The organism is Streptomyces sp. NPDC003327 (assembly GCF_053589515.1).
Window position 1 is genome coordinate 1 of record NZ_JBSFSA010000095.1, and the last position, 2784, is coordinate 2784.

The following is a 2784-nucleotide window of genomic DNA, read 5'->3' on the forward strand; positions in this document are numbered from 1 at the left end:
GTCCGCCGGCTTGATCGGGTGATTATCCGGTTCGCGGGTGACTCGGGTGACGGTATGCAGCTCACGGGTGACCGGTTCACTTCGGAGACGGCGTCGTTCGGGAATGATCTGTCGACGCTGCCGAACTTTCCGGCGGAGATCCGGGCGCCGGCGGGGACGCTGCCGGGGGTGTCGTCGTTCCAGCTGCATTTCGCCGATCACGACATCCTGACCCCGGGGGACGCGCCGGACGTGCTGGTGGCGATGAATCCGGCGGCTCTGAGGGCGAACATCGGTGACGTGCCGCGGGGCGGTGAGGTCATCGTGAACACGGACGAGTTCGCGAAGCGGGCGATGGCGAAGGTCGGGTATGCGACGTCGCCGCTGGAGGACGGTTCGCTGGAGGGTTACCGGGTGCATCCGGTGCCTTTGACGACGCTGACGGTGGAGGCGCTGAAGGAGTTCGGGCTGTCGCGGAAGGAGGCCGAGCGGAGCAAGAACATGTTCGCGCTGGGGCTGCTGTCGTGGATGTATCACCGGCCGACGGAGGGGACGGAGGCGTTCCTGCGGCGGAAGTTCGCGAAGAGGCCGCAGATCGCGGAGGCGAACGTGGCGGCGTTCCGGGCGGGCTGGAACTTCGGGGAGACGACCGAGGACTTCGCCGTCTCCTACGAGGTGGCTCCCGCGGCGCGTGCGTTCCCGCCGGGGGTCTACCGCAACATCTCGGGGAACCTGGCGCTGTCCTACGGGCTGGTGGCCGCGAGCCGGCAGGCGGGCCTGCCGCTGTATCTGGGGTCGTATCCGATCACTCCGGCCTCCGACATCCTGCACGAGCTGAGCCGGCACAAGAACTTCGGGGTGCGGACGTTCCAGGCGGAGGACGAGATCGCGGGGATCGGTGCGGCGCTGGGGGCGGCGTTCGGCGGGTCGCTGGCGGTGACGACGACGTCGGGGCCGGGGGTGGCGCTGAAGTCGGAGACGATCGGGCTGGCGGTCTCCCTTGAGCTGCCGCTGCTGATCGTGGACATCCAGCGCGGCGGGCCTTCGACGGGTCTGCCGACGAAGACGGAGCAGGCGGATCTGCTGCAGGCGATGTACGGCCGCAACGGGGAGGCGCCGGTGCCGGTGGTCGCGCCGGCGACGCCCGCGGACTGTTTCGACGCCGCGCTGGAGGCCGCCCGCATCGCGCTGGACTACCGCACGCCGGTGTTCCTGCTGTCCGACGGCTACCTCGCCAACGGCTCGGAGCCGTGGCGGGTGCCGGAGGTGGAGGACCTTCCGGATCTGTCGACCGCGTTCGCCACCGGCCCGAACCACACCCTCAAGGACGGCTCGGAGGTGTTCTGGCCCTACAAGCGCGACCCGCGGACCCTCGCGCGGCCGTGGGCGGTGCCGGGCACACCGGGGCTGGAGCACCGCATCGGCGGGATCGAGAAGCAGGACGGCACGGGCAACATCTCCTACGACCCGGCCAACCACGACTTCATGGTCCGCACCCGCCAGGCCAAGATCGACCGCATCACCGTCCCCGACGTCGAGGTCGACGACCCCGACCAGGCCCGCACCCTCGTGGTGGGCTGGGGCTCCACCTACGGCCCCATCACGGCGGCCGTCCGCCGCCTGCGGCGGGAGCACCGGCCCATCGCCCAGGCCCACCTGCGCCACCTCAACCCCTTCCCCGCCAACCTCGGCGACGTCCTGCGCCGCTACGAGCGGATCGTGGTCCCGGAGATGAACCTGGGACAGCTCGCCACCCTGATCCGCGCCGCCTACCTGGTCGACGCCCGCTCCCACACCCAGGTCAACGGCATGCCGTTCAAGGCCGAACAGCTCGCCGCCGCCCTGAAGGAGGCCATCGATGCCTGAGACCGCCGAGCCCCTGCTGAACCTGGTGCCCAGGGCCGACGCCGTCCAGTCGGCGAAGGACTTCAAGTCCGACCAGGAGGTCCGCTGGTGCCCCGGCTGCGGCGACTACGCCGTCCTCGCCGCCGTCCAGGGCTTCATGCCCGAACTCGGCCTGGCCAGGGAGAACATCGTCTTCGTCTCCGGCATCGGCTGCTCCTCCCGCTTCCCGTACTACATGAACACCTACGGGATGCACTCCATCCACGGCCGCGCCCCCGCCATCGCCACCGGTCTCGCCACCTCACGCCGTGACCTGTCGGTCTGGGTCGTCACCGGCGACGGCGACGCCCTGTCCATCGGCGGCAACCACCTCATCCACGCCCTGCGCCGCAACGTCAACCTCAAGATCCTGCTGTTCAACAACCGGATCTACGGCCTCACCAAGGGCCAGTACTCCCCCACCAGCGAACTCGGCAAGATCACCAAATCGACGCCGATGGGCTCCCTCGACGCCCCCTTCAACCCCGTCTCCCTCGCCCTGGGCGCCGAGGCCTCCTTCGTCGCCCGCACCATCGACTCCGACCGCGCCCACCTCACCGAGGTCCTGCGCCGGGCCGCCGCCCACAACGGCACCGCCCTCGTCGAGATCTACCAGAACTGCAACATCTTCAACGACGGCGCCTTCGACGCCCTCAAGGACAAGGACCGGGCCCAGGAAGCCGTCATCCGCCTCGAACACGGACAGCCCGTCCGCTTCGGCACCGACCACGCCAAGGGCGTCGTCCGCGACCGCACCACCGGCGACCTCCGCATCGTCACCGTCACCCCCGACAACGAACCCGACCTCCTCGTCCACGACGCCCACGCCGCCACCCCCACCACCGCGTTCGCCCTCTCCCGCCTCGCCGACCCCACCACCCTCCACCACACCCCCATCGGCGTCCTGCGCTCCGTCGAACG

The 2784-nt window shown here is 70.0% G+C and carries 2 protein-coding genes; both read left to right on the top strand.

From position 1 onward, the window contains the following. Positions 1-1845 (top strand): 2-oxoacid:acceptor oxidoreductase subunit alpha (locus ACWDVG_RS31525; RefSeq protein ID WP_451704342.1); only part of this gene is annotated, 1845 nt, incomplete at its 5' end. After that, the coding region (locus tag ACWDVG_RS31530) for a 2-oxoacid:ferredoxin oxidoreductase subunit beta (RefSeq protein WP_451704344.1) at positions 1838-2784 on the top strand (947 nt) is incomplete at its 3' end. The genes ACWDVG_RS31525 and ACWDVG_RS31530, both read left to right, overlap by 8 nt.